This is a genomic window from Burkholderia sp. HAN2018, from assembly GCF_024704855.1.
Classification (GTDB): Bacteria; Pseudomonadota; Gammaproteobacteria; order Burkholderiales; family Burkholderiaceae; genus Burkholderia; species Burkholderia cepacia.
The window spans coordinates 1-21,038 of the sequence record NZ_QOBB01000038.1; the positions used below are offsets into that span (position 1 = coordinate 1).

Annotated in this window: 21 protein-coding genes and 1 pseudogene; 18 read left to right on the forward strand and 4 right to left on the reverse strand. The window is 68.3% G+C overall.

The genetic code is table 11. The features are described 5' to 3' along the window. The 3 genes and pseudogenes from DPV74_RS12345 to DPV74_RS12355 all read right to left on the reverse strand — a co-directional run. Nucleotides 1-1,062 (reverse strand): annotated as a pseudogene (locus tag DPV74_RS12345) (FUSC family protein); the annotation flags it as partial. Next, entirely contained in the window at nucleotides 1,043-2,092 is a 1,050-nt protein-coding gene (mdtN, locus tag DPV74_RS12350) for a multidrug transporter subunit MdtN (protein WP_059697609.1), read from the reverse strand. The gene mdtN and the pseudogene DPV74_RS12345, both read right to left, overlap by 20 nt. Next, nucleotides 2,089-2,382 (reverse strand): hypothetical protein, encoded by a 294-nt coding sequence (locus tag DPV74_RS12355; RefSeq protein WP_011354664.1) that lies wholly within the window; start codon nucleotides 2,380-2,382, stop codon nucleotides 2,089-2,091. Before DPV74_RS12355 ends, mdtN begins: the two co-directional genes overlap by 4 nt. Before the next feature lie 567 nt (nucleotides 2,383-2,949). On the opposite strand from DPV74_RS12355, the gene DPV74_RS12360 reads away from it, so the two are divergent. The 5 genes from DPV74_RS12360 (at nucleotide 2,950) to DPV74_RS12380 (ending at nucleotide 7,480) form a co-directional block, all read left to right on the forward strand. Next, nucleotides 2,950-4,098 carry a metallophosphoesterase gene (locus tag DPV74_RS12360; protein ID WP_119337279.1) on the forward strand — a complete coding sequence of 383 codons (1,149 nt, stop codon included), beginning with the start codon at nucleotides 2,950-2,952 and terminating at the stop codon, nucleotides 4,096-4,098. 179 nt (nucleotides 4,099-4,277) lie between these two features. After that, nucleotides 4,278-4,883: an alpha-ketoglutarate-dependent dioxygenase AlkB gene (locus DPV74_RS12365; RefSeq protein ID WP_205571909.1), complete on the forward strand. Its 606-nt coding sequence runs from the start codon at nucleotides 4,278-4,280 to the stop codon at nucleotides 4,881-4,883. A gap of 342 nt (nucleotides 4,884-5,225) precedes the next feature. Beyond that, nucleotides 5,226-5,432 (forward strand): hypothetical protein, encoded by a 207-nt coding sequence (locus tag DPV74_RS12370; protein ID WP_027789389.1) that lies wholly within the window; start codon nucleotides 5,226-5,228, stop codon nucleotides 5,430-5,432. 349 nt (nucleotides 5,433-5,781) lie between these two features. Continuing rightward, nucleotides 5,782-6,318, forward strand: a complete 537-nt coding sequence (gene tecA / locus DPV74_RS12375; protein ID WP_226144177.1) for a type 6 secretion system effector deamidase TecA — start codon at nucleotides 5,782-5,784, stop codon at nucleotides 6,316-6,318. Nucleotides 6,319-6,586: 268 nt separating this feature from the next. Next, a complete protein-coding gene (locus tag DPV74_RS12380) occupies nucleotides 6,587-7,480 on the forward strand; it encodes an IclR family transcriptional regulator (RefSeq protein WP_119337281.1) in 894 nt (297 codons plus the stop codon). Between the two features lie 102 nt (nucleotides 7,481-7,582). Here the strand turns inward: DPV74_RS12380 and DPV74_RS12385 are convergent, their stop codons facing one another. After that, nucleotides 7,583-8,662 (reverse strand): porin, encoded by a 1,080-nt coding sequence (locus DPV74_RS12385; RefSeq protein ID WP_060083660.1) that lies wholly within the window; start codon nucleotides 8,660-8,662, stop codon nucleotides 7,583-7,585. A 445-nt stretch (nucleotides 8,663-9,107) separates the two neighbouring features. On the opposite strand from DPV74_RS12385, the gene DPV74_RS12390 reads away from it, so the two are divergent. The 13 genes from DPV74_RS12390 to DPV74_RS12450 all read left to right on the forward strand — a co-directional run bounded on the left by DPV74_RS12390 (nucleotide 9,108) and on the right by DPV74_RS12450 (nucleotide 21,017). Next, nucleotides 9,108-9,425, forward strand: a complete 318-nt coding sequence (locus DPV74_RS12390; RefSeq protein ID WP_027789384.1) for a non-heme iron oxygenase ferredoxin subunit — start codon at nucleotides 9,108-9,110, stop codon at nucleotides 9,423-9,425. 3 nt (nucleotides 9,426-9,428) lie between these two features. Next, nucleotides 9,429-9,740, forward strand: coding sequence for a recombinase-like helix-turn-helix domain-containing protein (locus DPV74_RS12395; protein WP_027789383.1), 312 nt, complete (start codon nucleotides 9,429-9,431; stop codon nucleotides 9,738-9,740). Between the two features lie 54 nt (nucleotides 9,741-9,794). Beyond that, nucleotides 9,795-10,865 carry an aromatic ring-hydroxylating dioxygenase subunit alpha gene (locus tag DPV74_RS12400; RefSeq protein ID WP_059697603.1) on the forward strand — a complete coding sequence of 357 codons (1,071 nt, stop codon included), beginning with the start codon at nucleotides 9,795-9,797 and terminating at the stop codon, nucleotides 10,863-10,865. Next, the gene (locus DPV74_RS12405; RefSeq protein ID WP_027789381.1) at nucleotides 10,858-11,628 is read left to right on the forward strand and encodes an SDR family oxidoreductase; all 771 of its coding nucleotides are present in this window, start codon (nucleotides 10,858-10,860) and stop codon (nucleotides 11,626-11,628) included. The genes DPV74_RS12400 and DPV74_RS12405 overlap by 8 nt, the downstream gene beginning before the upstream one ends. A gap of 33 nt (nucleotides 11,629-11,661) precedes the next feature. Beyond that, entirely contained in the window at nucleotides 11,662-12,189 is a 528-nt protein-coding gene (locus tag DPV74_RS12410; RefSeq protein ID WP_021161513.1) for a cupin domain-containing protein, read from the forward strand. An 18-nt stretch (nucleotides 12,190-12,207) separates the two neighbouring features. Next, nucleotides 12,208-13,104 (forward strand): alpha/beta fold hydrolase, encoded by an 897-nt coding sequence (locus DPV74_RS12415; protein WP_119337282.1) that lies wholly within the window; start codon nucleotides 12,208-12,210, stop codon nucleotides 13,102-13,104. Then, complete coding sequence (locus tag DPV74_RS12420) at nucleotides 13,101-13,958, forward strand: IclR family transcriptional regulator (RefSeq protein ID WP_027789379.1); 858 nt, start codon at nucleotides 13,101-13,103, stop codon at nucleotides 13,956-13,958. Before DPV74_RS12415 ends, DPV74_RS12420 begins: the two co-directional genes overlap by 4 nt. Beyond that, nucleotides 13,955-14,752, forward strand: coding sequence for an SDR family oxidoreductase (locus DPV74_RS12425; protein WP_048022634.1), 798 nt, complete (start codon nucleotides 13,955-13,957; stop codon nucleotides 14,750-14,752). The genes DPV74_RS12420 and DPV74_RS12425 overlap by 4 nt, the downstream gene beginning before the upstream one ends. Then, nucleotides 14,745-16,412, forward strand: coding sequence for a thiamine pyrophosphate-binding protein (locus DPV74_RS12430; protein ID WP_060173495.1), 1,668 nt, complete (start codon nucleotides 14,745-14,747; stop codon nucleotides 16,410-16,412). Before DPV74_RS12425 ends, DPV74_RS12430 begins: the two co-directional genes overlap by 8 nt. After that, nucleotides 16,405-17,232 (forward strand): aspartate dehydrogenase, encoded by an 828-nt coding sequence (locus tag DPV74_RS12435; RefSeq protein WP_060199269.1) that lies wholly within the window; start codon nucleotides 16,405-16,407, stop codon nucleotides 17,230-17,232. The genes DPV74_RS12430 and DPV74_RS12435 overlap by 8 nt, the downstream gene beginning before the upstream one ends. Before the next feature lie 72 nt (nucleotides 17,233-17,304). Next, the gene (locus tag DPV74_RS12440) at nucleotides 17,305-18,795 is read left to right on the forward strand and encodes an aldehyde dehydrogenase (RefSeq protein WP_059697594.1); all 1,491 of its coding nucleotides are present in this window, start codon (nucleotides 17,305-17,307) and stop codon (nucleotides 18,793-18,795) included. Nucleotides 18,796-18,813: 18 nt separating this feature from the next. Then, nucleotides 18,814-19,776, forward strand: a complete 963-nt coding sequence (locus DPV74_RS12445; RefSeq protein WP_027789374.1) for a VOC family protein — start codon at nucleotides 18,814-18,816, stop codon at nucleotides 19,774-19,776. Beyond that, on the forward strand, nucleotides 19,773-21,017 hold the full coding sequence (locus tag DPV74_RS12450) for an NAD(P)/FAD-dependent oxidoreductase (RefSeq protein WP_119337283.1): 1,245 nt from the start codon (nucleotides 19,773-19,775) through the stop codon (nucleotides 21,015-21,017). Before DPV74_RS12445 ends, DPV74_RS12450 begins: the two co-directional genes overlap by 4 nt. Nucleotides 21,018-21,038 lie beyond the last annotated feature (21 nt).

A 21,038-nucleotide genomic window follows, 5' to 3' on the forward strand; every position in this document is an offset into this window, starting at 1 on the left:
CGCGGCTTCCGCGGCGGCAGGCGTTCCGGGCGCGGCCGCCGGCGTGTTGGCCGCGGCGGCCGGTGCATCCGTCGCGGCTTCGGCCGCTGCGACCGGTTCCGCGAAGCGCGTGATCGCCGCATGGATATCCGTGACGGCGACGCGCGCGAGCGGCGGCAATGTGTCGGCCGGCGGCAGCGTGAGCGTCACGTCGACGGGGTAGCCGCCCTGGTCGAGAATGTCGGCCATCTCGTCGAGCGTCGCGGCGATCGGGGTGGCGTATGTGTCGGGCAGGCGCGCGCCCGGTTCGCGATCGGCCAGTGCGACGCCGACGAGCAGCGCGGTGCTCGATGCCACGGCCTGCCGCAACGCCGCGAAGTCGGCGGCGGACGACGAGCCTTCGAGCGTCGACAGCTTGAGCCACGTGAGCAGCTGCTTGTCGCCTTCGTGCAGGCTGGCATCGAATGCGTCGCGCGCCGCATCGTCGCCGCGCAGCCGCTGCGCGGCGAGCCGCAGGCGCTTCGCGAGCTGCGCGTGCGCGAGCTTGCGCGGCGACGGCGCGATCAGCAGGTTGACGACGATCGCGACACCGGCCGGGATCGCGATCGTCAGCCAGATGTACAGCAGCGCGCGCGTCGCGGCTTCGCCGAACGGCGCGAGGCCGAGCTGGTCGAGCCCGAAGCCGACGATCATCGCGAGGATCGCGCCCACCGGGCGCAGCTTGCTGGCGGAAGTCAGGTACAGGAGCGCGACCGACAGCACGGCCATGCACGCGACCCGCAGGATTGAATAGTCGATGCTGAAGATCGCGATGCCAAGCACGAGCCCGATCACGATCGTGACGATCAGCAGCAGCGCGGCCGCGAGCACGACGCTCGTCACGCGGTCGGTACGGATCATGAAGAACACGACGTACGCGGACAGCGCGGCTTCGGGCGTGCCGTATGCGGCCGTCACGAACGCGGTCAGCGCGCAGATCAGTGCGACCCGCGCGGCAATCGACGCGCGCCCCGGAAACGGTGCGAGCAGCCGCAGGACTTCGCGCGGGCCCGGCGAGCGAACCTCAGCGGCAGGCAGTGCCATGCCGGACCTCGACGATCGCGCTGGCGCCGACGCGCACGAGCGTGCCATCGGGTTCGTCGAGCTTCACGCGCACCGGGAAGCGCTGCGCGACGTGCACCCAGTTCACCGAGTTCTGCACGATCGGCAGCGAGCGCGGCAGGTTGATGCGCGCGCTGTCGGCGATGCCGGCGCCGATGCCGACGACCTTGCCCGTCAGCGGGCGGCTGCGGTCGATCATCGAATAGACGGTCGCGCAGTCGCCGACCGCGATGCGGCTCAGCGCCGTCTCGCGGAAATTGCCGACTGCGAACCATTCGCGTGCGTCGATCAGCGTGAAGATCGACTGGTTCGGCGCGAGGGTTTCGCCGGCGAGAACGGTCAGGCCCGTCACGAGCCCGTCGTGCGGCGCGCGCACGACGGTGTCTTCGAGCGCATGCTGCGCGCGCGCCAGCGCGGCCTCGCGCGCATGCAGCGTCGCGATCGCGTCGGCTTCGTCGCCGATCGTCTGCGCGGACGCGCGCTGCTGTTCCTGTGCCTGCGTGAGCGACACGGCTGCGTCGCGCTGGCGAACCTTCGCCTGGTCGAACTGCTGCGCGCTGACGTAGCCCTGCGCGGCGAGCGGGGCGAGCCGGTTCACGTCGCGCGTCGCGAGATCGTGGTTCTGCGTCGCGCGCTTGACCTGCTCGGCGGCCACGGCCGCGTTCGAGCGCTCGCCGATCAGCGAACGGCGGCGCGTGTCGAGCGACGCGCGCGCGAGCTCGAGGTCGGCCTGCGCCTGCGCAACGGTCAGACGGTACGGCACGGGATCGATTACGTACAGCAGGTCGCCCTTCGCGACGCGCTGGTTTTCATGCACCGCGAGCTGCACGATGCGGCCGCCGACCGGCGACGCGACGTGCACGACGTCCGCGTCGATCGACGCGTCGTCAGTGGACGGGTATGCCGTCGTGCGGTGGTACGCGTATACGAGTGCGGCGATGCCGAGCGCGACGATTGCGAGGGCGATCACGCGGCCTTTGACGGAGGGGCGGGCGGTGCCGGCGGCCTTCATGCGAACGGCCCCGTGCCGGTGAGCCACACGATCACGGCGACCACGAGCCCGATCGCGGTGCAGACGGCAAGCTGGTAGGGCACCGTGGCCGCCCAGCCGGTCGCGACGAATACGCGGTGCGCGACGATCGCACCGATCACGCCGACGATCGCGCTGACGAGCCAAAGCGGGAAATATGCGCCGAACAGGACGTACGACGGTGCACCGCGCGATGCGCAGCCCGCGAGCGGCAGGGCTGGCGCAAGGACGGCGGCGACGCGCAAGGGCGCGCGCGGCGTTGTTTTTCTCATGATGTGACGAGCTCGACGGTGGGGGTGGATGCCGGGCGCGGCGCAATGTGGATCGTCGCCGCGACGACGATTCCGGGATACGGAGCCGATAATAAATCAGCGCGATGCGGATCGCCAGCCATCCTTCCTGCTCACCATGGCGGGGCGGTGGCGGTTCAGGGGGCGTGTCCGCATGGCCGGCATCGCGTTTCCGCACCCGGGGGCAACGCAGACCGGGTCGTCGCGACTCTGCCAGTGCGGGCTCGCGTAGGGTTGCTAACGGACTGTAAAGGATCGTCAGACGAACGGAGCGTGGCTGAATTTGCGATGTCGCGAGAGCGGAATCGGTGCGGAAACGGGCGATTGTCGTTCTAACGCGCGGGAATCAGGCTGACCTGGCTGGCCGATGAGGGCGCGGTCGCACGCCGTGCCGGACGGCATCGACGCCAAATCCGGCGACCGGTCGTCGCCGCCGCGATCTGTGTACCATCGTACGCATGGCGCGGCGCGCGGAACGGAGCCTCACGGCCTCGTGCAACGCACGTCGCGGAAGCGTCAAGGCCGTATCGCAACGAAGGTGAACGTTCCATGCGAAGTTTTTTTGTCCGGTTCATTGCAATCGGCGTGCTGTTCCATCTGTACGTCGGGATGCGGATCATTCCCGATGCGTTCGCGTCGCCGGTCGTGCGCACGATCGCGGCGCTCGTGCTGGCGAGCTTCGTCGTGCTGATTCCGGTCGGCATGTTCTCGCGCCGCTTCGACGAAGGCTGGGCCGCGACCCTGGTCGGCTGGGCCGGCTCGGTCGTGATGGGCTTCTTCTCGTCGCTGCTTCTGCTGACTTTCCTCCGCGAATTCGTGCTGCTCGGCGTGTTTGCATGGCGGCATCTCGGGCACGACGGCGCGTGGCCCGGCGCGGCGACCGTCACGGCGCTCGGCGTGCTGGCCGCCGCGGCGTTCGTTACCGTGGTCGGGTTCGTCGGCGCGCGCCGCACGGCGGCGGTCAAGCGCGTGTCGATCCCGGTCGAGGGGCTGCCGGCGGGGCTCGACGGGCTGACGATCGTGCAACTGTCCGACATCCACGTCGGGCCGACGATCAAGCGGCCCTATGTCGAACGGATCGTGCGCGCGGTCAATGCGCTCGATGCCGACCTCGTCGTCGTGACGGGAGACGTGGTCGACGGCTCGGTCAAGCGCCTGCGCGAGCACACGGCGCCGCTCGGCCGCATGCAGTCGCGGCACGGCAGCTTCCTGGTGACGGGCAACCACGAGTATTACGCGGGCGCGCACGCGTGGATCGACGAATTCCGGCGCATCGGGCTGACGGTGCTGCTCAACGAGCACGTGCTGATCGAGCATGACGGCGCGCACGCGGTGCTCGCGGGCGTCACCGACTTCACGGCGGGCGGTTTCGATCCCGCCCATCGCAGCGATCCCGAGCAGGCGCTGGCGGGTGCGCCGCGCGAGGTGGCCACGAAGATCCTGCTCGCGCACCAGCCGCGCAGCGCGGAAGCGGCCAACCGCGCCGGGTTTACCGTGCAGTTGTCGGGGCACACGCACGGCGGCCAGTTCCTGCCGTGGCCGCCGTTCGTGCGATTGCAGCAGCCGGTGATCGGCGGGCTGAGCCGCTTCGGCGATCTGTGGCTCTATACGAGCCGCGGCACCGGATACTGGGGGCCGCCGAACCGCTTCGGCGTGCCGTCCGAGATCACGCTGATCCGGCTGACGCGCGGCGGGTAGCGCACGGTTCCCGTCCGGGGGAAACCATTCGCGGGGCCGGCGCAAACCCGTCGTCGGCGGGAGCCGGGCGGGCGGCAGCCTGCCTCGTCTGCGAATGACAGCGCATGGCGGCGTGCGATGCCGTTGGCTAGTATGCAGGCATGCACCGTTCGCTCCGCTCATCGCCCGTTCCTCCCGACATGTCGACGCCCGATCTCTTTGCTGACACGCCCGCACCCGACGTGGACTGGTACCCGGACTGGCTGGCGCCGCCCGATGCCGATCGCGCGCTGGCCGCGCTGATCGATGAGGTCGCGTGGCGTCAGGACACGATCCGCACGCCGCGCGGACGCATTCCTTTGCCGCGGCTCACCGCATGGCAGGGCGAGCCGGATGCCGTCTACGTGTATTCGGGGATCCGCAATGTGCCGGCGCCGTGGACGCCGGCCGTGTTCGACCTGAAGCGCGCGGTCGAGGCGACGTGCGGCGCGCGTTTCAACAGCGTGCTGCTCAACCGCTACCGCAACGGGCTGGACAGCCTCGGCTGGCACGCGGACAACGAGCCCGAGCTTGGCGATGCGCCGATGATCGCGTCGGTGAGCCTCGGTGCGATGCGCGTGTTCGACCTGCGTCATCGCGCGACCGGTGTCACGCATGCGTATCGCCTCGTGCACGGCAGCCTGCTCGTGATGCGCGGGCGCACGCAGGCCGAATGGCAGCATCGCGTGCCGAAGGCGCCGGGCGTGCAGGGCGAGCGCGTGAACCTGACGTTCCGGCGCGTGATGCCGGGTGGTGCGGATCGGTAACGATCCTCGTCGCCGAGGTGCACGGATCGCAGGGCGATTCGCGCCCCGTTTCTTTGCGGGGCACGGGCGACCGACACACGCAAGCGGTCGCGTGTGCGGCACGTTGACGCACGAATGTCGCGCCGTGCGCCGTGAAACGGCGCTGAGCCCCATCCCATATGGGTTTCAGGTAGATTCGATCGACCGCCCGGTACCGATAGATGAGTGAAACCTCTGATGGTGCGTCGCAACAATCCTTGACTAGACTGTCGAATGGCAGAAGCGCGTCGTATCCCGGCGCGACCCTTTCGACATGCCCCGAGCGTCGCCGATGCGGCGCGCAAGGGGGCAGGAGTAAAACGCGTGACCGTAATCGACCCTTCCTTCGAACCCTCGCTGCACGTCTTTGAACAAGACGGCGGATGGCAATGGGCGCTGACGGTGAAGCGGGCGACCGGCGTCGGCGTGAAAGTCGTTGCGTTCAGCCGGGAAGGCTTTCGCGGCGAGGCCGAGGCTTATGCCGCCGGCCAGCTTGCCCGCGCCGAGTATGACGCCGCCGTGACGGCCTGACGCCGTCGCGGCGATTCCGCCCGAGGATCGCCTTCACCGCTCACCACCCGCTGCCGGGTGTTTCTTTCGATCGCTTCCCGTTTTCCATCCGTTTGCCCGCCCGCCGGGCCGCGTTGTGCCGTGCCCGTCGCGCGACAGCGGATGCGGCGCGCCCGGGTGCCTGTCCGTCCGGGCTGCCCGCGCCAAATGGTCCGTACCATTCGACACGTGTGTGCCATACGCGGCGCTTGACGTCCGTGCACGGCGTCCGTCGCGCCGGCGATGCGGCCGCTGCCGCGTCGGCATCGGCCGCACGCCTGCCGTGACGCCCGGGCCGGAATGCCGGCGTGGCCGGATATCGTAATAACATATGACGTTATTGCGTCGGCAGGACGATGACGTCCTGCTTCTTCACGAGGAGCCACCCATGCAACTGAGCCAGTTAGGCGGGCACGTCGCCCAATCCGGTTTCGCCGAACGGCAGAAGCACGCGCAGGCGCTGATGTTCGGCATGGCCGACATCAACGAATACGTGTCCGGCGGCGTCTGCTATGACGCCGCGGCCTATGTCCGGTATCTACTGCGCAGTGACGCGATGATCGCGCCCGGTGCGCTGCTCGACACGATCGGCCAGCACTGGCGGACCCGCTTCAACTTCGAGACCGGCGGCGAATGGGACGGGCGCGCGAGCATTCCGGCCGGAACCGCGGTCGGCTTCTCGCGGGGCGGTACCGTCTTTCATGCCGCGATCGCCGTCGGCGGCAGCCGGATCCGGGCGATCAACGGGGGCCGCCTGGGCAGCGGCTGGATGTACGCGGTCGACCTTGCGCGGGTGCTCGAGCCGGACGCGGCCGGCGGATTCACGTATGACCGCGCGAACATCCGGGTTCACCTGTCGCGCCTGTAGGCGGCGCGGCTTCGGCTGCCGCGCCGGCCGCCGCTCGCCGCGCCCACGGCCGGCATCGCGTCGTCCGGCGATTTCCGCATGGCGCCGCGCTGTCCATCGCTGCTATCCTCTCGACCGTGAATGACTATTCGTGGGGCCGTGGAAGCGCATGCCGCGCCGCGGTGATTCACGCGGGTGCGAGCCCGCGTGCGCGCCGGGCTCGCATGGCCGCCTGTCCACGACGATCCATGACCCGTTTCGTGATTGATTTCCTTCCGTCCATGTCCACATGGCCAAGACAACGATGAGCGACGCGCCTGAATCCGCGGCGCCCGGCGACGACGAATCGTCCGGCGGCGCATCGTCCTACCTGGTGCCGGGGCTCGAACGCGGGCTGCGGATCCTCGCCGAATTCTCCGCGCGCGAGCCCGTGCTCGGCGCGCCCGAGTTGTCGAAGCGCATCGGCATTCCGCGCACGACCACGTTCCGCCTGCTGCAGACGCTCGAAGCGCTCGGTTTCCTCGAGCGCGTGAACGGCGACCGTTATTTCCGGCTCGGCGTCGGCGTGCTGCGGCTCGGCTTCGAATACCTGAATTCGCTCGAACTGACCGATCTCGGCACGCCCGTGCTCGAGCGGCTGCGCGATACGACGGGGCTGTCGACGCATCTGCTGATCCGCGACCAGCGCGACGTCGTGTTCGTCGCGAAGGCGCAGAGCAACGCGTCGATGTTCGGTTCGGTGAAGGTGCACGTCGGCACGCGCCTGCCCGCGCATGCGACCGTGCATGGCCACGTGTTGATGGGCGACCTGACGCGCGACGCACTGCGCCAGCTCTATCCGGAAAAGCGGCTCGAGCAGTTCACCGAGCGCACGCCGGGCACCGTCGACGAACTGTACGAGCGCGTGCGCCATTACGCGCGGCTCGGTTATGCGGTCAGCGAGGCGGCGTTCGAGAGCGGCATTTCGGCGGTCACTGCGCCCGTGCGCGATCATTCGGGCTCGATCGTCGCGGCGATCACCGCGACGGTGCCGCGCTCGGAGATCGGCGAGGCCGGCGAGAAGGAGCGGCTCGTCGAAGCCGTGTGCGGCGCGGCGGTCGACCTGTCCCAGCGCCTGAACTATCGTCCGCTCGAAAGCGACCCGACGTTCGCGCACGCGCGCCACAAGGTCGCGATGTTCTGACGCCGACTTGTCGGGCGGGCCGCCGCACGCGGCACCGCAATCAAAAAACGAGGGGCCCGCGGGCCCCTCATTTCATTTCAGGCACCGACTGCCCGGCGCCGTTCAGAACGAGTGGTGGATCCCGGTGAGCACGACCACCTGGTTCGCGGTGCTCGACACGCCGGCCGTGAAGAACGCGGCCTTTGCGCCACCCGAACCGTGCTCGTACAGCACGTTCGCATAAAGCTGCGTGCGCTTCGACAGCGAATAGATGTCGCCGAGTTCGACCTGCGTCCAGCGGCGGCCGGCCAGCGTCGTGGTTGCCGCGCCGCCCGCGATCGTGTTGAACGCGCTGCTGCGATAGTTCACGCCCGCGTCGTAGCTCTGGAACGTGTCCGAATAGCCGTTCGACTGCATTTTCGTGCGCGTGTACAGGCCATGCACGAGGAAGTCGCCGAACTGGTAGGACGCACCCGCGCCAATGTTCTCGACCTTGTTCGCGATGTAGCCGTTCGCGGTGTTCTGCCCCTGGAAGGACGTGATGCCGGTCGTGCCGATCAGGATCGAGCGGTCGTGCTCGTTCGAGTACACGGCCGACGCCTTGAACGGCCCGTTCGCATAGTTCAGCGCGACGCCGACCGACTTGCCGGTCGAGAAGTTCGTCGTGTTGCCGAGCGCCATCGTCGCCGCGGCCGAGAAGCCCGCGAAGGTCGGCGAACGATACTTGACCGCGTTGTTGTACGGCACGTTGCCGGTCGCGGCGAGCCCGTCGATGTTGCCGGGGTGGAACGCATACCAGCTCATCGCGAGGTAGGCCGTGCTGAGCGGATCGAGATAGTCGAACGACAGCGGCGTCTGGCGGCCGAGCGTCAGCGTGCCGTAGCGTTCCGAACTGAGGCCGACGAAGGCCGCGCGGTTCCAGATCGTGTTCGCGGTCGCGAACTGGCCGTTGTTCGTATAGAAGCCGTTTTCGAGCTGGAAGATCGCCGACAGGCCGTCGCCGAGGTCTTCCTTGCCCTTCAGGCCCCACCGGTCGGGCTGCGTATTGCCCTGGATCATTGCCCATTTCGCATGGCCGCCGACGTTGTTCACGTACGCGACCCCCGCATCCATGCTGCCGTACAGCACCACGCTGCTCTGCGCCCACGCGCCCGACACGGCGCCCAATCCGATCACTGTTGCTGCTACCGCATGCTTGACCATTTGATCTCCTGAATCTCCAACCTGATGAAAACGTGCCGTGGCGGCCTGCGCGGGAACGGCCTGCCGTTGCGCGTCTTCGCCATCGAGCGGGCATTTATTATGTTCCATACAAGGAACAACGTGCCTCTGATGGAATGGAGTATAGGGGCGTCGAGCGCCGTATCAAAAATAATTTTTTCGGGACGGATGGAATCCGTGCCGGTGCCCGGTTGCGGTGCACGACGCCCGAAAAAAGGCCGTAAATGCCCGCTACACAACAAAAAATTACATTTGGCAAGGCAGGCGGAAGTGACTGCCGACCCGATGGTCGGTGTTTTCCCTAGGACGTGCAGCTTTTTGTTTTACTCGTGAAAAGTCGCTCCTATAATCACCATCCATAAACTGCTGTTCCTGGTATGGAACAAATCGGAATAAACCGAGAGTCGATCAGAAGGAAGGGTGTGAGATGTCTGAACAATGGATTTGCGCCGGGCACGCCGGCGCGCTGTCGGAAGACACGCCGATCGAGTTCAAGCGGACCGACGGCGTCGAAATCGGGATCTACCGCGTCGGCGACGACGTGTATGCGCTCGAGAACGTGTGCCCGCATGCGTACGCGCTGCTGACGCAGGGGTTCGTCGACGAAGGCACGGTCGAATGCCCGCTGCACGAGGCCGTGTTCGACATCAGGACGGGCGAATGCCTGAAAGGTCCGGGCGGGCGCGCGCTGAAGCAGTACGCGGTGCGCCTTGCCGGCGAGGAAATCCAGATCAAGGTGGAGTAACCGATGAAAGAAGCGACCGTCAACTTCAATCCCTTCCTGAAGCCGTGGGTGGCGCCGCAGCCGAACAACGTCGCGGGCAAGGGGCAGATCGAGATCCCCGGCCAGGTCGAGAACCAGGTCTGGCAGAACCGCAAGGCCGCCCCGACCCAGTACGAAAACGACCTCGGCGATGCGCTCGAACGCGTGTTCGAAGCCGGCGCGACCGAGCTGGACGATGTCGTCGCGGGCCTGAACCGCATCGGCTTCCGCGCACCGGACGGCACCGCGTGGACCGCCGAGCGCTTCCGCGCCGAAATGGCCTCGCTCGCGGAATGACCGCGCCGAGCGCGTGACCGCCGACCCGACGACAACCGCATCCGGAGCACACTGATGACGTCCCCCGTACAACACGCAGTCCAACACGACCCGGTCCGTGACTATCTCGACCGCGGCATCAAGAACTACTGGTATCCCGTCGCGCCGAGCTGGCAGGTGTCGAACGCACCCGTCGGCCTCACGCGCCTGTCCGAGCAGATCGTGCTGTGGCGCGATCACGAGGGCAAGGTTCACGCACTCGAAGATCGCTGCCCGCACCGCGGCGCACGCCTGTCGCTCGGCTGGAACCTCGGCGGCAACATCGCGTGCTGGTATCACGGCATCGAAGTCGACGGCGGCGGCACGGTCAACCGTGTGCCGGCCGTGTCGAACTGTCCGCTCGAAGGCACGAAGTGCGTGAAGTCGTATCCGGTCGAGGAGAAGGCCGGTGCGATCTTCCTGTGGTTCGGCGACGAAGCGCACGGCGAGCCGGCGCCGCTGAACCTGCCGGAAGAACTGGTCGCCGACGAATACGGCCACTTCCTGTGCGTATCGAACTGGAAGTGCAATTACCAGTACGCGATCGACAACGTGATGGACCCGATGCACGGCGCGTACCTGCACGCGACGTCGCATTCGATGGCCGAAGGCGACAAGCAGGCCGACATGCGCGTGCGCAAGACGGAAACGGGCCTGATGTTCGAGAAGATCGGCCAGCGCGACGTGAACTTCGACTGGGTCGAGCTCGGCGAAACCGGCTGCCTGTGGATGCGCCTCGCGATTCCGTACAAGCAGAAGTTCGGCCCCGGCGGCAACTTCGGGATCATCGGCTTCGCGACGCCGGTCGACGGCGACAACTGCCAGGTCTATTTCTGGCGCACGCGCAAGGTCAGCGGCTGGCAGCGCGACGTGTGGCGCTTCATGTACCGCAACCGCCTCGAGGGCCTGCATTGGGATGTGCTCGAGCAGGACCGCTACGTCCTCGAAAGCCTCGCGCCGCACGCGCGCGATCACGAATACCTGTACCAGCACGACGTCGGCATCACGCGCGTGCGCCGGATGCTGCGCCAGCGTGCGCAGGAGCATCTTTCCGCGCTCGACGCGCATCGCGCGGCGCAGGCCGCGGCGGAGCCCTCGAATGGCTGAGCTCGCTCCGGTCGTGTCGCTGCCGGGGCGTCGCGTGCTCGTCACGGGCGGCGCGCGCGGGCTGGGCGCGGCGTTCGTGAAGGCGCTGGTCGCGGCGGGTGCGCAGGTCGCGTTCGGCGACGTGCTCGCCGAAGAGGGCCGCGCGCTGGCCGCGCAACTCACGCAAGCCGGTCACACCGCGTTTTTCTTCACGCTCGACCTGGCCGATCCGGCGAGCGTCGACGCATTCGTCGCGCAGGGCGCGGCGGCGCTCGGCGGCATCGACGCGCTGATCAACAACGCGGCGATCACGAACTCGGGCGGCAAATTGTCGACGGAGCTCGACGTGTCGACCTGGGACGCGGTGATGAACGTGAACGTGCGCGGCGTGTGGCTCGTCAGCAATGCGGCGTTGCCGCACCTCGCGCAGTCGGGTCGCGGCGCGATCGTGAACCTCGCATCGGACACCGCGCTGTGGGGCGCGCCGAAGCTGCTCGCGTACGTCGCGAGCAAGGGCGCGGTGATCGCGATGACGCATGCGCAGGCGCGCGAATTCGGCGCGCACGGCGTGACGGTCAATGCAATCGCGCCGGGGCTGACCGAAGTCGAGGCGACCGCCTACGTGCCGGCCGAGCGCCACGCGTTCTACATGCAGGGCCGCGCGCTGACGCGCGCGCAGGTGCCCGACGACGTGACGGGCCCCGTGCTGTTCCTGCTGTCGGACGGCGCGCGCTTCGTGACGGGTCAACTGCTGCCGGTGAACGGCGGCTTCGTAATGAATTGAATTGAAGTTTTCACTCTGATGAAGGAGAGGACGATGGCGGACGCCGATCTCGAACGCAAGTCGTGGGACCAGCCGGAAGGCGCAAGCTTCAACGACTGGATGGAAGGGCGCGTTGCTCGCTACGCGACGCGGCGCTACGACTGGGACGCACTGAAGTTCCAGGCCGACTACGACCCGAAGTACCGCCGCGCGCAGATGCGCTACGTCGGCACGGGCGGCACGGGCGTCGCAAAGGACGTCAACACGGTGCCGGCCGGCAACTTCACGTTCTCGACGATGGTCATCCCGGCCGGCAACATCGGCCCGAGCCACATCCACATCGACGTGGAAGAAATCTTCTTCGTGCTGCGCGGCAAGATGAAGGTGATCTGCGAGCGCGACGGCGAGACGTGGGAAGCGATCCTCGGCGAGCGCGACCTGATCTCGGTGCCGCCGGGCGTGTATCGCACGGAAATCAACATCGGCGAGGAAGATGCGCTGATGTGCGTGATGCTCGGTTCGCCGAAGCCGGTCACGCCGACGTATCCGCCCGATTCGCCGCTCGCGAAGATCAAGCGCTGAGACGGGACGGGTGAAGCAATGAGTGTCATCGACAAACGTGAGCGCGAGCGCACCGCGGCGTTCGCCGCGCTGCTCGGGCAGTTTCCCGAGCAGCGTTGCGCGGCCGGCGCGGCGGGCACGATCGGCTACCGTGAGGCCGGCGCGCAGCACGCGGGCCGTGCGCTGCCCGTCGTGCTGCTGCACGGCATCGGCTCGGGCGCCGCATCGTGGGTCCGCCAGCTCGACAAGCTCGGCGCGTCGCGGCGCGTGCTCGCGTGGGACGCGCCCGGTTACGGCGTGTCGACGCCCGTGCACGGCGCGTCGCCGGCCGCCGCCGATTACGCGGCATCGCTGAACGCGTGGCTCGAGGCACTCGGCATCGAACGCTGCGTGCTGGTCGGCCATTCGCTCGGCGCGATCGTCGCGGGCGGTCTCGCCCGCGTGATGCCCGCGCGGATCGCCGGCCTGCTGCTGGTGTCGCCCGCGGGCGGCTACGGCAGTGCACCGGCCGAAACACGCGAATCGCGCCGCGACGCACGGCTCGCGATGCTCGCCGAACTCGGCCCGGCCGGGCTCGCCGAGCAGCGCAGCGGCAACATGCTGTCCGGTTTCGCGAACGAGGAGGCACGTGCGTGGGTGCGCTGGAACATGGCGCGCATCGTGCCGGCCGGTTACGCGCAGGCCACGCATCTGCTCGCGAACGCCGATCTCGCGGCCGATCTTTCCGGCTTTCGCGGTCGCACGGCCGTGGCCGTCGGCGCGAACGACGCGATCACGCCGCCCGCCGCGTGCGAGCGGATCGCCGCGGCCGCGCACGTCGGGCTGCAGGTGATTCCGCAAGCCGGGCATGCCGGTTATGTCGAGGCCCCGGCCGTCTATTCCGCACTGATCGACTCGTTCTGCCGTCAGTGCGACCAACAGCGGGGGCTGGCATGAACGAACCGCTGCAACGACCCGAACCCGAAAACGACAAGGCCGAAGCCAGCTATGTGGTGCCCGGCCTCGAACGCGGGCTGCGGATCCTCGCCGAATTCTCGCCGCGCGAGCCCGTGCTCGGTGCGCCCGAGCTGTCGAAGCGGCTCGGCATTCCGCGCACGACGGTGTTCCGCCTGCTGCAGACGCTCGAATCGCTCGGCTTCCTCGAGCGCGCGGACAAGGATCGCAACTACAAGCTCGGCATCGCCGTGCTGCGGCTCGGCTTCGAATACCTGAGCTCGCTGGAGCTGACCGATCTTGGCCTGCCCGTGATCGAGAGCCTGCGCGACGCCACCGGCTTCACGACGCACATCGTGATCCGCGACGGCCGCGACGTGGTGTTCGTCGCGAAGGCGCAGAGCCAGTCGCCGGTGTTCAGCTCGATCCGCGTGAACGTCGGCACGCGCTTGCCCGCGCATGCGACGACGCACGGCCACGTGCTGATGGGCGACCTGTCGCTGAAGGAACTGCATGCGCTCTATCCGGAAGGCACGCTGAACCGGATGACGAACGCGACACCGGAAACGGTCGACGCACTGTACGAAGTGATCCGCGAGGATGCGCTGCGCGGCTACGGCGTCAGCAATTCGTCGTTCGAGCGCGGCATCTCGGTGGTCACGGCGCCGGTGCGCAACGAGACGCAGAAGATCGTCGCGTGCATCACGGTGACGGTGCCGCGGCCGGAGATCGACGCGGCGCTGATCGCCGACGGGCTGATCGACAAGGTGCAGCGCGCGGCGGCGGAATTGTCGCGGCGGCTCAATTACCGCTCGGATGACGAGCACACGTTTATGAAAGCATTAGGACTCCGATGATCCAGATCGATCTGACCGGGCAGGTGGCGGTGGTGACGGGCGGTTCGTCCGGCATCGGCCTCGCGACCGCCGAACGGTTCCTGCAGGCAGGCGCATCGGTCGCGATTTGCGGCCGCGACGGCGAGCGCCTGGCGCGCGCCGAGGCGATGCTCAACGAAAAATACCCGGGCGCGCAACTGCTCGCCGCGCGCTGCAACGTGCTCGACGAGCACGACGTCGCCGCGTTCGCGCAAGCGGTGTCCGCGCGCTTCGGCCGTGCCGACATGCTGGTCAACAACGCCGGCCAGGGTCGCGTGTCGACCTTCGCGGACACGACCGACGACGCGTGGCGCGACGAGCTCGAACTGAAGTATTTCAGCATCATCCGCCCGACGCGCGCGTTCCTGCCGCTGCTGCGCGATGCGCAGGCGCCGACGATCACCTGCGTGAACTCGCTGCTCGCACTGCAGCCGGAGCCGCACATGGTCGCGACGTCGTCGGCGCGCGCGGGCGTGCTGAGCCTCGTGAAGTCGCTCGCGAACGAACTCGCGCCGCAGCGCATCCGCGTGAACTCGATCCTGATCGGCATCGTCGAGTCGGGCCAGTGGCGCCGCCGTTACGAAGCACAGGCGCAGGCCGGCGAAAGCTGGGAGGACTGGACGGGCGCGATCGCCCGCACGAAGCACATTCCGCTGAACCGCTTCGGCAAGCCCGACGAGGCAGCCTGGGCACTTTTTTATCTCGCAACGCATCTGTCGTCCTACACGACGGGCAGCCATATCGACGTTTCTGGAGGCTTTGCACGCCATGTCTGAAAAAACCACGGTTGGCGAGCTGATTGCCGCCTTTCTCGAGCAGTGCGGCGTGAAGACCGCATTCGGTGTCATCTCGATCCACAACATGCCGATCCTCGACGCGATCAACTCGCGCGGCAACATCCGGTACGTCGGCGCACGCGGCGAAGCTGGCGCATTGAACATGGCCGACGGCCTGGCCCGCGTGTCGGGCGGCCTCGGCGTCGCGTTCACGAGCACGGGGACGGCGGCAGGCAACGCGGCGGGCGCGATGGTCGAGGCGCTGACGGCAGGCACCGCGCTGCTGCACGTCACGGGGCAGATCGAGACGCCGTATCTCGACCAGGATCTCGCGTATATCCACGAAGCGCCGGATCAACTGTCGATGCTGGACTCGATCTCGAAGGCCGCCTTCCGCGTGCGCACCGTCGAAACCGTGCTGCCGACGATCCGCGAAGCCGTGCGCGTCGCGCAGACGGCGCCGACGGGCCCGGTGTCGGTCGAGATTCCGATCGACATCCAGGCAGCTGAAATCGAATGGCCGGAAGATCTCGCACCGGCGCACGTCACGGTGCGCGAGCACGATTCCGCACGCGTCGCGAAGCTCGCCGACGCCCTCGCGGCGAAGCGCCGCCCGCTACTGTGGCTCGGCGGCGGCGCGCGCCATGCACGCGCGGAAGTCGAGCGCCTCGTGAAGCTCGGCTTCGGCGTCGTGACGAGCGTGCAGGGCCGTGGCGTGCTGCCCGAGGATCACCCGGCGACGCTCGGCGCGTTCAACGTGCACGCGTCCGTCGAAGCGTTCTACAAGACTTGCGACGCGCTCGTCGTCGTCGGTTCGCGTCTGCGCGGCAACGAAACGCTGAAGTACAAGCTCGCGCTGCCGCAGCCGCTGTTCCGCGTCGATGCCGAGGCACTCGCCGACAACCGCGGCTATCGCAACGAGCTGTTCGTGCATGGCGATTCGAAGCGCGTGCTGGCCGAGCTGGCCGACCGGCTCGAAGGCCGCCTGTCGGTCGATCCGCAGTTCGCGGCTGATCTCGCGGCAGCCCGCGAGCAGGCGGTGGCCGACGTGTCGAAGGGCCTCGGGCCGTACAAGAAGCTGGTCGACACGCTGCAGGGGGCGGTCGGCCGCGACTACAACTGGGTGCGCGACGTGACGATCTCGAACAGCACGTGGGGCAACCGCCTGCTGAAGATCTTCGAGCCGCGCTCGGGCGTGCATGCGCTCGGCGGCGGCATCGGCCAGGGCATCCAGATGGGCATCGGCGCGGCGCTCGCGGGCGCGGCGGCGAAGACGGTCTGCCTGGTCGGCGACGGCGGCCTGATGGTCAACGTCGGCGAGCTCGTGACGGCCGTGCAGGAGAACGCGAACGTGATGATCGTGCTGATGAACGACCAGTGCTACGGCGTGATCCGCAACATCCAGGACGCGCACTACGGCGGCCGCCGCTGCTTCGTGCAGCTGCACCAGCCCGATTTCGCGCAGTTCTGCGCGAGCTTCGGCCTCACGCATTACCGGATCACGTCGCTCGACGACGCCGAGGCGATCGTGCGCGAAGGGATGGCCAAGGAAGGGCCGGTGATGGTCGAGGTCGACATGCTGTCGGTCGGCTCGTTCGCATCGCAGTTCGCGGGCCCGCCGGTGAAGAAGGAAGCGCCGACGGAGCGCCAGTATGCTTAACGGGCAAAAGCGGGCCCACGCCCCCGTCGACGTCGCGATGATCGGCTTCGGTGCGATCGGTGCGGCCGTGTACCACGCGGTCGAGCACGATGCGTCGCTGCGCATCGCGCACGTGATCGTGCCGGAACACCAGCGCGCGGCGGTGCAGGGCGTGCTGGGCGGCGCGGTGGAGGTCGTGTCGTCGGTCGACGCACTGGCCCGCCGCCCCGAGTTCGCGCTCGAATGCGCGGGCCACAGCGCGCTCGTCGATCACGTCGTGCCGCTGCTGAAGGCCGGCACCGACTGCGCGGTCGCGTCGATCGGCGCGCTGTCCGACCTTGCGCTGCTCGACGTGCTCGCGCAGGCGGCCGACGAAGGCGACGCGACGGTCACGCTGCTGTCCGGCGCGATCGGCGGCATCGACGCGCTGGCCTCCGCGAAGCAGGGCGGCCTTGACGAAGTGCTGTACGTGGGCCGCAAGCCGCCGCTCGGCTGGCTCGGCACGCCCGCCGAGGAGATGTGCGACCTGCGTGCGATGACCGCGGAAATGGTGATCTTCGAAGGCACCGCGCGCGACGCCGCGCGCCTGTATCCGAAGAACGCGAACGTCGCGGCCACCGTGGCGCTCGCGGGCCTCGGCCTCGACGCGACGCACGTGCGCCTGATCGCCGATCCGGCGGTCGAGCGCAACGTGCACCGCATCACCGCGCGCGGCGCATTCGGCGAGATGTCGCTGGAAATGAGCGGCAAGCCGCTGCCCGACAACCCGAAGACGTCCGCGCTGACGGCGTACAGCGCGATCCGCGCGCTGCGCAACCGCGCGGCCCGCTGCGTGATCTGACCGGGCCATTGAATGTCCGCCCGCGCCACCGCGAGGGCGGACGTGCAGAGACAGATTTGTGGGACTTGTGACATGACTCCTTTCGATACGAGCCTCGTGCCCGACGGCAACATCCTGATCGGCGGCGAATGGCGGCGCGGCCGTGGCGCGCCTTACGCGAGCATTTATCCGGCCGACCAGTCGCTGAACATGGAAGTGTCGACGGCGAACGCGGAAGACGCGGCCGAAGCCGTCGTGGCCGCCGACGCCGCCTGGCGCCGCGCCGACTGGGCCGGGCTGAAGCCGCACCTGCGCGCGCAGGTGCTGTACCGCATCGCCGACCTGATCATGCAGCGCCACGAGGCGCTCGCGAACCTGCAGCGTCGCGACAACGGCAAGCCGATCGGCGAGACGCGCGTGCTGGTGGCGAGCGCGGCGAACACGTTCCGCTATTTTGCGGCGTGCCTCGAAACGCTCGACGAGGAACTGACGCCGTCGCGCGGCGACTACCTGACGATGAGCGTGCACGAGCCGATCGGCGTGATCGCGGCGATCACGCCGTGGAATTCGCCGATCGCGTCCGACGCGCAGAAGCTCGCGCCGGCGCTTGCCGGCGGCAATGCGGTGGTGCTCAAGCCGGCCGAGGTCACGCCGCTCGTGTCGCTCGCGCTGGCCCGCATCTGCGAGGAGGCGGGCGTGCCGAAGGGCGTGCTGAGCGTGCTGCCGGGCAAGGGCTCGGTGATCGGCGACGTGCTCGTGCGCCATCCGCTCGTGAAGAAGGTGTCGTTCACGGGCGGCACGGAAGTCGGGCGCGGCATCGCGCGCATCGCGGCGGAAAAGCTGATGCCCGTGTCGCTCGAACTCGGCGGCAAGTCGCCGACGATCGTATGCGACGACGCCGATCTCGATCATGCAGTGAACGGCGTGCTGTACGGCATCTTCAGCTCGTCGGGCGAAGCGTGCATCGCGGGTTCGCGGCTGTTCGTGCAGCGCGCGGTGTACGACGAATTCATGAAGCGTCTGGTCGCGGGCGCACGCAAGCTGCGCGTGGGCGACCCGACGCGTCCCGACACGCAGATGGGGCCGCTGATCACCGCGAAGCATCGCGAGTCGGTGGAGCGTTACGTGGCGCTCGGCCTCGAGGAAGGCGGCCGCCTGCTGTGCGGCGGCGAGCGGCCGTCGGGCGACGGTCGCGAGAACGGCTTCTTCTATCAGCCGACGATTCTCGAAGGCCTGCCGAACAGCGCGCGCATCTGCCAGGAAGAAATCTTCGGCCCCGTGCTCGTCGCGATGCCGTTCGACGACGAAGCGTCGCTGATCGCGCAGGCGAACGACAGCGTGTTCGGCCTGGCCGCCGGCATCTGGACGCGCGACTACAAGCGCGCGTGGCGCATCGCGCGCGCGCTGGAGACGGGCACCGTCTGGATCAATACGTACAAGCTGTTCTCGATCTCCACGCCGTTCTCGGGCTGGAAGGAGAGCGGGATGGGCCGCGAGAAGGGGCGTCTCGGCATCCGCGAGTACATGCAGCAGAAGAGCCTCTACTGGGGCTTGAACGACGCGCCGCTGCCGTGGGCGAACTGAGCGAAGGGGAAAAACGCAATGAGCATTCTGGGAATCGAGCAGATCACGTACGGGGTCGACGATCTCGCCACCTGCCGGCGCTTTTTCGCCGACTGGGGGCTGAAGGAAGTCGAGCACGACGACACGCAGGCGCGCTTCGAGACGTTGAACGGCTGCACCGTGCTGGTCGTCAAGGCCGACGACCCGGCGCTGCCGCCCGCGTTCGAAGCGGGCCCGACGCTGCGTGAAGTCACGTGGGGCGTCGCGACGCAGCAGGAACTCGACGCGCTGCGCGGCAAGTTTGCAGGCCAGCCCGGCTTTTATGCGCGGAAGGATGCGTTCGGTTGCACCGACCCGAACGGGATGGCGATCCGCATCGAAGTCACGCGCAAGCGCGCACTCGACATCACGGGCTCGCCGTCGAACGTGTGGGGCCGGACGCTGCGCGTCGACCAGCCGAGCCCGATCTATGCGCGTGCGGAGCCGGTCGAGGTCGGGCATGTCGTGTTCTTCACGAACTGCCTCGACGCGCAGGAAAAGTTCTATCACGAGCTGCTGGGCTTCGAGACGTCGGACCGCTACCCGGGCCGCGGCGCGTTCATGCGCTGCGCGCCGCACGGCGGCCACCACGACCTGTTCCTGCTCGCGCTGCCGAACGGAAAACGCGGCCTGAACCACGTCGCGTTCACCGTGCGCGACATCCACGAAGTGTTCGGCGGCGGCCTGCACATCGACCGCTGCGGCTGGGAAACGCAACTCGGCCCGGGGCGTCATCCGGTGTCGTCCGCGTACTTCTGGTACTTCCAGAACCCGGCCGGCGGCCTGATCGAGTACTACGCGGACGAAGACATGCTGACGCCCGAGTGGCAGCCGCGCGAATTCGAACCGGGCCCGACCGTGTTCGCCGAATGGGCCGTCGACGGCGGCCTCGACGGCAACACGCGCCGGCAGAAGCACGCGAAGGCGCCGGAAGGCAAGTTCATGACGGAGCGCAAATCGTGAGCGAAGAGAACGCACAGGCGCACGCCGCGCCGGGCACGGTCGTCGTGATCGGCGGCGGCCAAGCCGCTGGCTGGGTGCTGAAGACGCTGCGCGCGGAAGGTTTTGCGGGCCGTCTCGTGATGATCGCCGACGAGCCGCATCTGCCGTACGAGCGGCCGCCGCTGTCGAAGGCCGTGCTGGCCGGCGACGCCGATATCGAAACCGTGCGCGTCGTGCGTCCCGACGAATTCGACGCGCTGAACGTCGAGGCGTGGCAGCCGGAACGCGCCGCATCGATCGACCGTGCGCGCCGCGTGGTGCGTACCGAAAGCGGCCGCGAGATCGAATACGACCGCCTCGTGATCGCGACCGGCGGCACGTCGCGCCGCCTGCCGGACGCGCTCGTGAAGACGCCGAACCTGCATTACCTGCGCACGCTCGACGAAGCGGCCGCACTCGGCGAGAAGCTGCGCGCGAGCCGGCGCGTGCTCGTGATCGGCGGCGGCTGGATCGGCCTCGAGGTCGCGGCGACCGCGCGCAAGCTCGGCGTCGAGGCGGTCGTGGTCGAGGGCGCGCCGCGGCTGTGCGGCCGCTCGGTGCCGCAGATCGTGTCGGATTTCCTGCTCGACCTGCATCGCGCGAACGGCGTCGACGTCCGGCTCGGCGCGGCGCTCGCGTCGCTCGACGCCCAGCCGGACGACGCGTCGAAGGTACGCGCGACGCTCGCCGACGGCACGACGATCGACGCCGATTTCGCGGTGGCCGGCATCGGCCTCGCGCTGAACGCGTCGCTCGCGAGCGACGCGGGGCTGGCGATCGACGACGGCATCGTCGTCGACGAATTCGGCGCGACGAGCGACCCGGCGATCTTCGCGTGCGGCGACGTCGCGAACCATCACAACGGCTGGCTGAAGCGGCGCGTGCGGCTCGAATCGTGGGCCAATGCGCAGAACCAGGCGATCGCGGCCGCGAAGGCCGTGCTGGGCGAGCGCGCACCGTACGCGGAGATTCCGTGGTTCTGGTCCGATCAGTACGACGTGAACCTGCAGATCCTCGGCGATCTGGCGGCCGATGCGCAGCTCGTCGTGCGCGGCGAGCTTGCCGCGCGACGCGCGACGCTGTTTTTCGTGGGCGAAGGGCATGTGAGAGGTGTCATCGCCGTGAACAACGCGCGTGAGCTGAAGCTCGCGCGCAAGTGGATGAACCAGGGCCGGGCAGTGGATACGGAAGCGCTGGCAGACACGAGCAAGACACTGGCCTGACCGGGCGACGAAACCCAGGAG

Bases quoted from the DNA above. Each gene is read 5' to 3' on its own strand.
- mdtN (WP_059697609.1), bottom strand. From the start codon at position 2,092: ATGAAGGCCGCCGGCACCGCCCGCCCCTCCGTCAAAGGCCGCGTGATC.
- DPV74_RS12355 (WP_011354664.1), bottom strand. From the start codon at position 2,382: ATGAGAAAAACAACGCCGCGCGCGCCCTTGCGCGTCGCCGCCGTCCTT.
- DPV74_RS12360 (WP_119337279.1), top strand. From the start codon at position 2,950: ATGCGAAGTTTTTTTGTCCGGTTCATTGCAATCGGCGTGCTGTTCCAT.
- DPV74_RS12365 (WP_205571909.1), top strand. From the start codon at position 4,278: ATGTCGACGCCCGATCTCTTTGCTGACACGCCCGCACCCGACGTGGAC.
- tecA (WP_226144177.1), top strand. From the start codon at position 5,782: ATGACGTTATTGCGTCGGCAGGACGATGACGTCCTGCTTCTTCACGAG.
- DPV74_RS12380 (WP_119337281.1), top strand. From the start codon at position 6,587: ATGGCCAAGACAACGATGAGCGACGCGCCTGAATCCGCGGCGCCCGGC.
- DPV74_RS12385 (WP_060083660.1), bottom strand. From the start codon at position 8,662: ATGGTCAAGCATGCGGTAGCAGCAACAGTGATCGGATTGGGCGCCGTG.
- DPV74_RS12390 (WP_027789384.1), top strand. From the start codon at position 9,108: ATGTCTGAACAATGGATTTGCGCCGGGCACGCCGGCGCGCTGTCGGAA.
- DPV74_RS12395 (WP_027789383.1), top strand. From the start codon at position 9,429: ATGAAAGAAGCGACCGTCAACTTCAATCCCTTCCTGAAGCCGTGGGTG.
- DPV74_RS12400 (WP_059697603.1), top strand. From the start codon at position 9,795: ATGACGTCCCCCGTACAACACGCAGTCCAACACGACCCGGTCCGTGAC.
- DPV74_RS12405 (WP_027789381.1), top strand. From the start codon at position 10,858: ATGGCTGAGCTCGCTCCGGTCGTGTCGCTGCCGGGGCGTCGCGTGCTC.
- DPV74_RS12410 (WP_021161513.1), top strand. From the start codon at position 11,662: ATGGCGGACGCCGATCTCGAACGCAAGTCGTGGGACCAGCCGGAAGGC.
- DPV74_RS12415 (WP_119337282.1), top strand. From the start codon at position 12,208: ATGAGTGTCATCGACAAACGTGAGCGCGAGCGCACCGCGGCGTTCGCC.
- DPV74_RS12420 (WP_027789379.1), top strand. From the start codon at position 13,101: ATGAACGAACCGCTGCAACGACCCGAACCCGAAAACGACAAGGCCGAA.
- DPV74_RS12425 (WP_048022634.1), top strand. From the start codon at position 13,955: ATGATCCAGATCGATCTGACCGGGCAGGTGGCGGTGGTGACGGGCGGT.
- DPV74_RS12430 (WP_060173495.1), top strand. From the start codon at position 14,745: ATGTCTGAAAAAACCACGGTTGGCGAGCTGATTGCCGCCTTTCTCGAG.
- DPV74_RS12435 (WP_060199269.1), top strand. From the start codon at position 16,405: ATGCTTAACGGGCAAAAGCGGGCCCACGCCCCCGTCGACGTCGCGATG.
- DPV74_RS12440 (WP_059697594.1), top strand. From the start codon at position 17,305: ATGACTCCTTTCGATACGAGCCTCGTGCCCGACGGCAACATCCTGATC.
- DPV74_RS12445 (WP_027789374.1), top strand. From the start codon at position 18,814: ATGAGCATTCTGGGAATCGAGCAGATCACGTACGGGGTCGACGATCTC.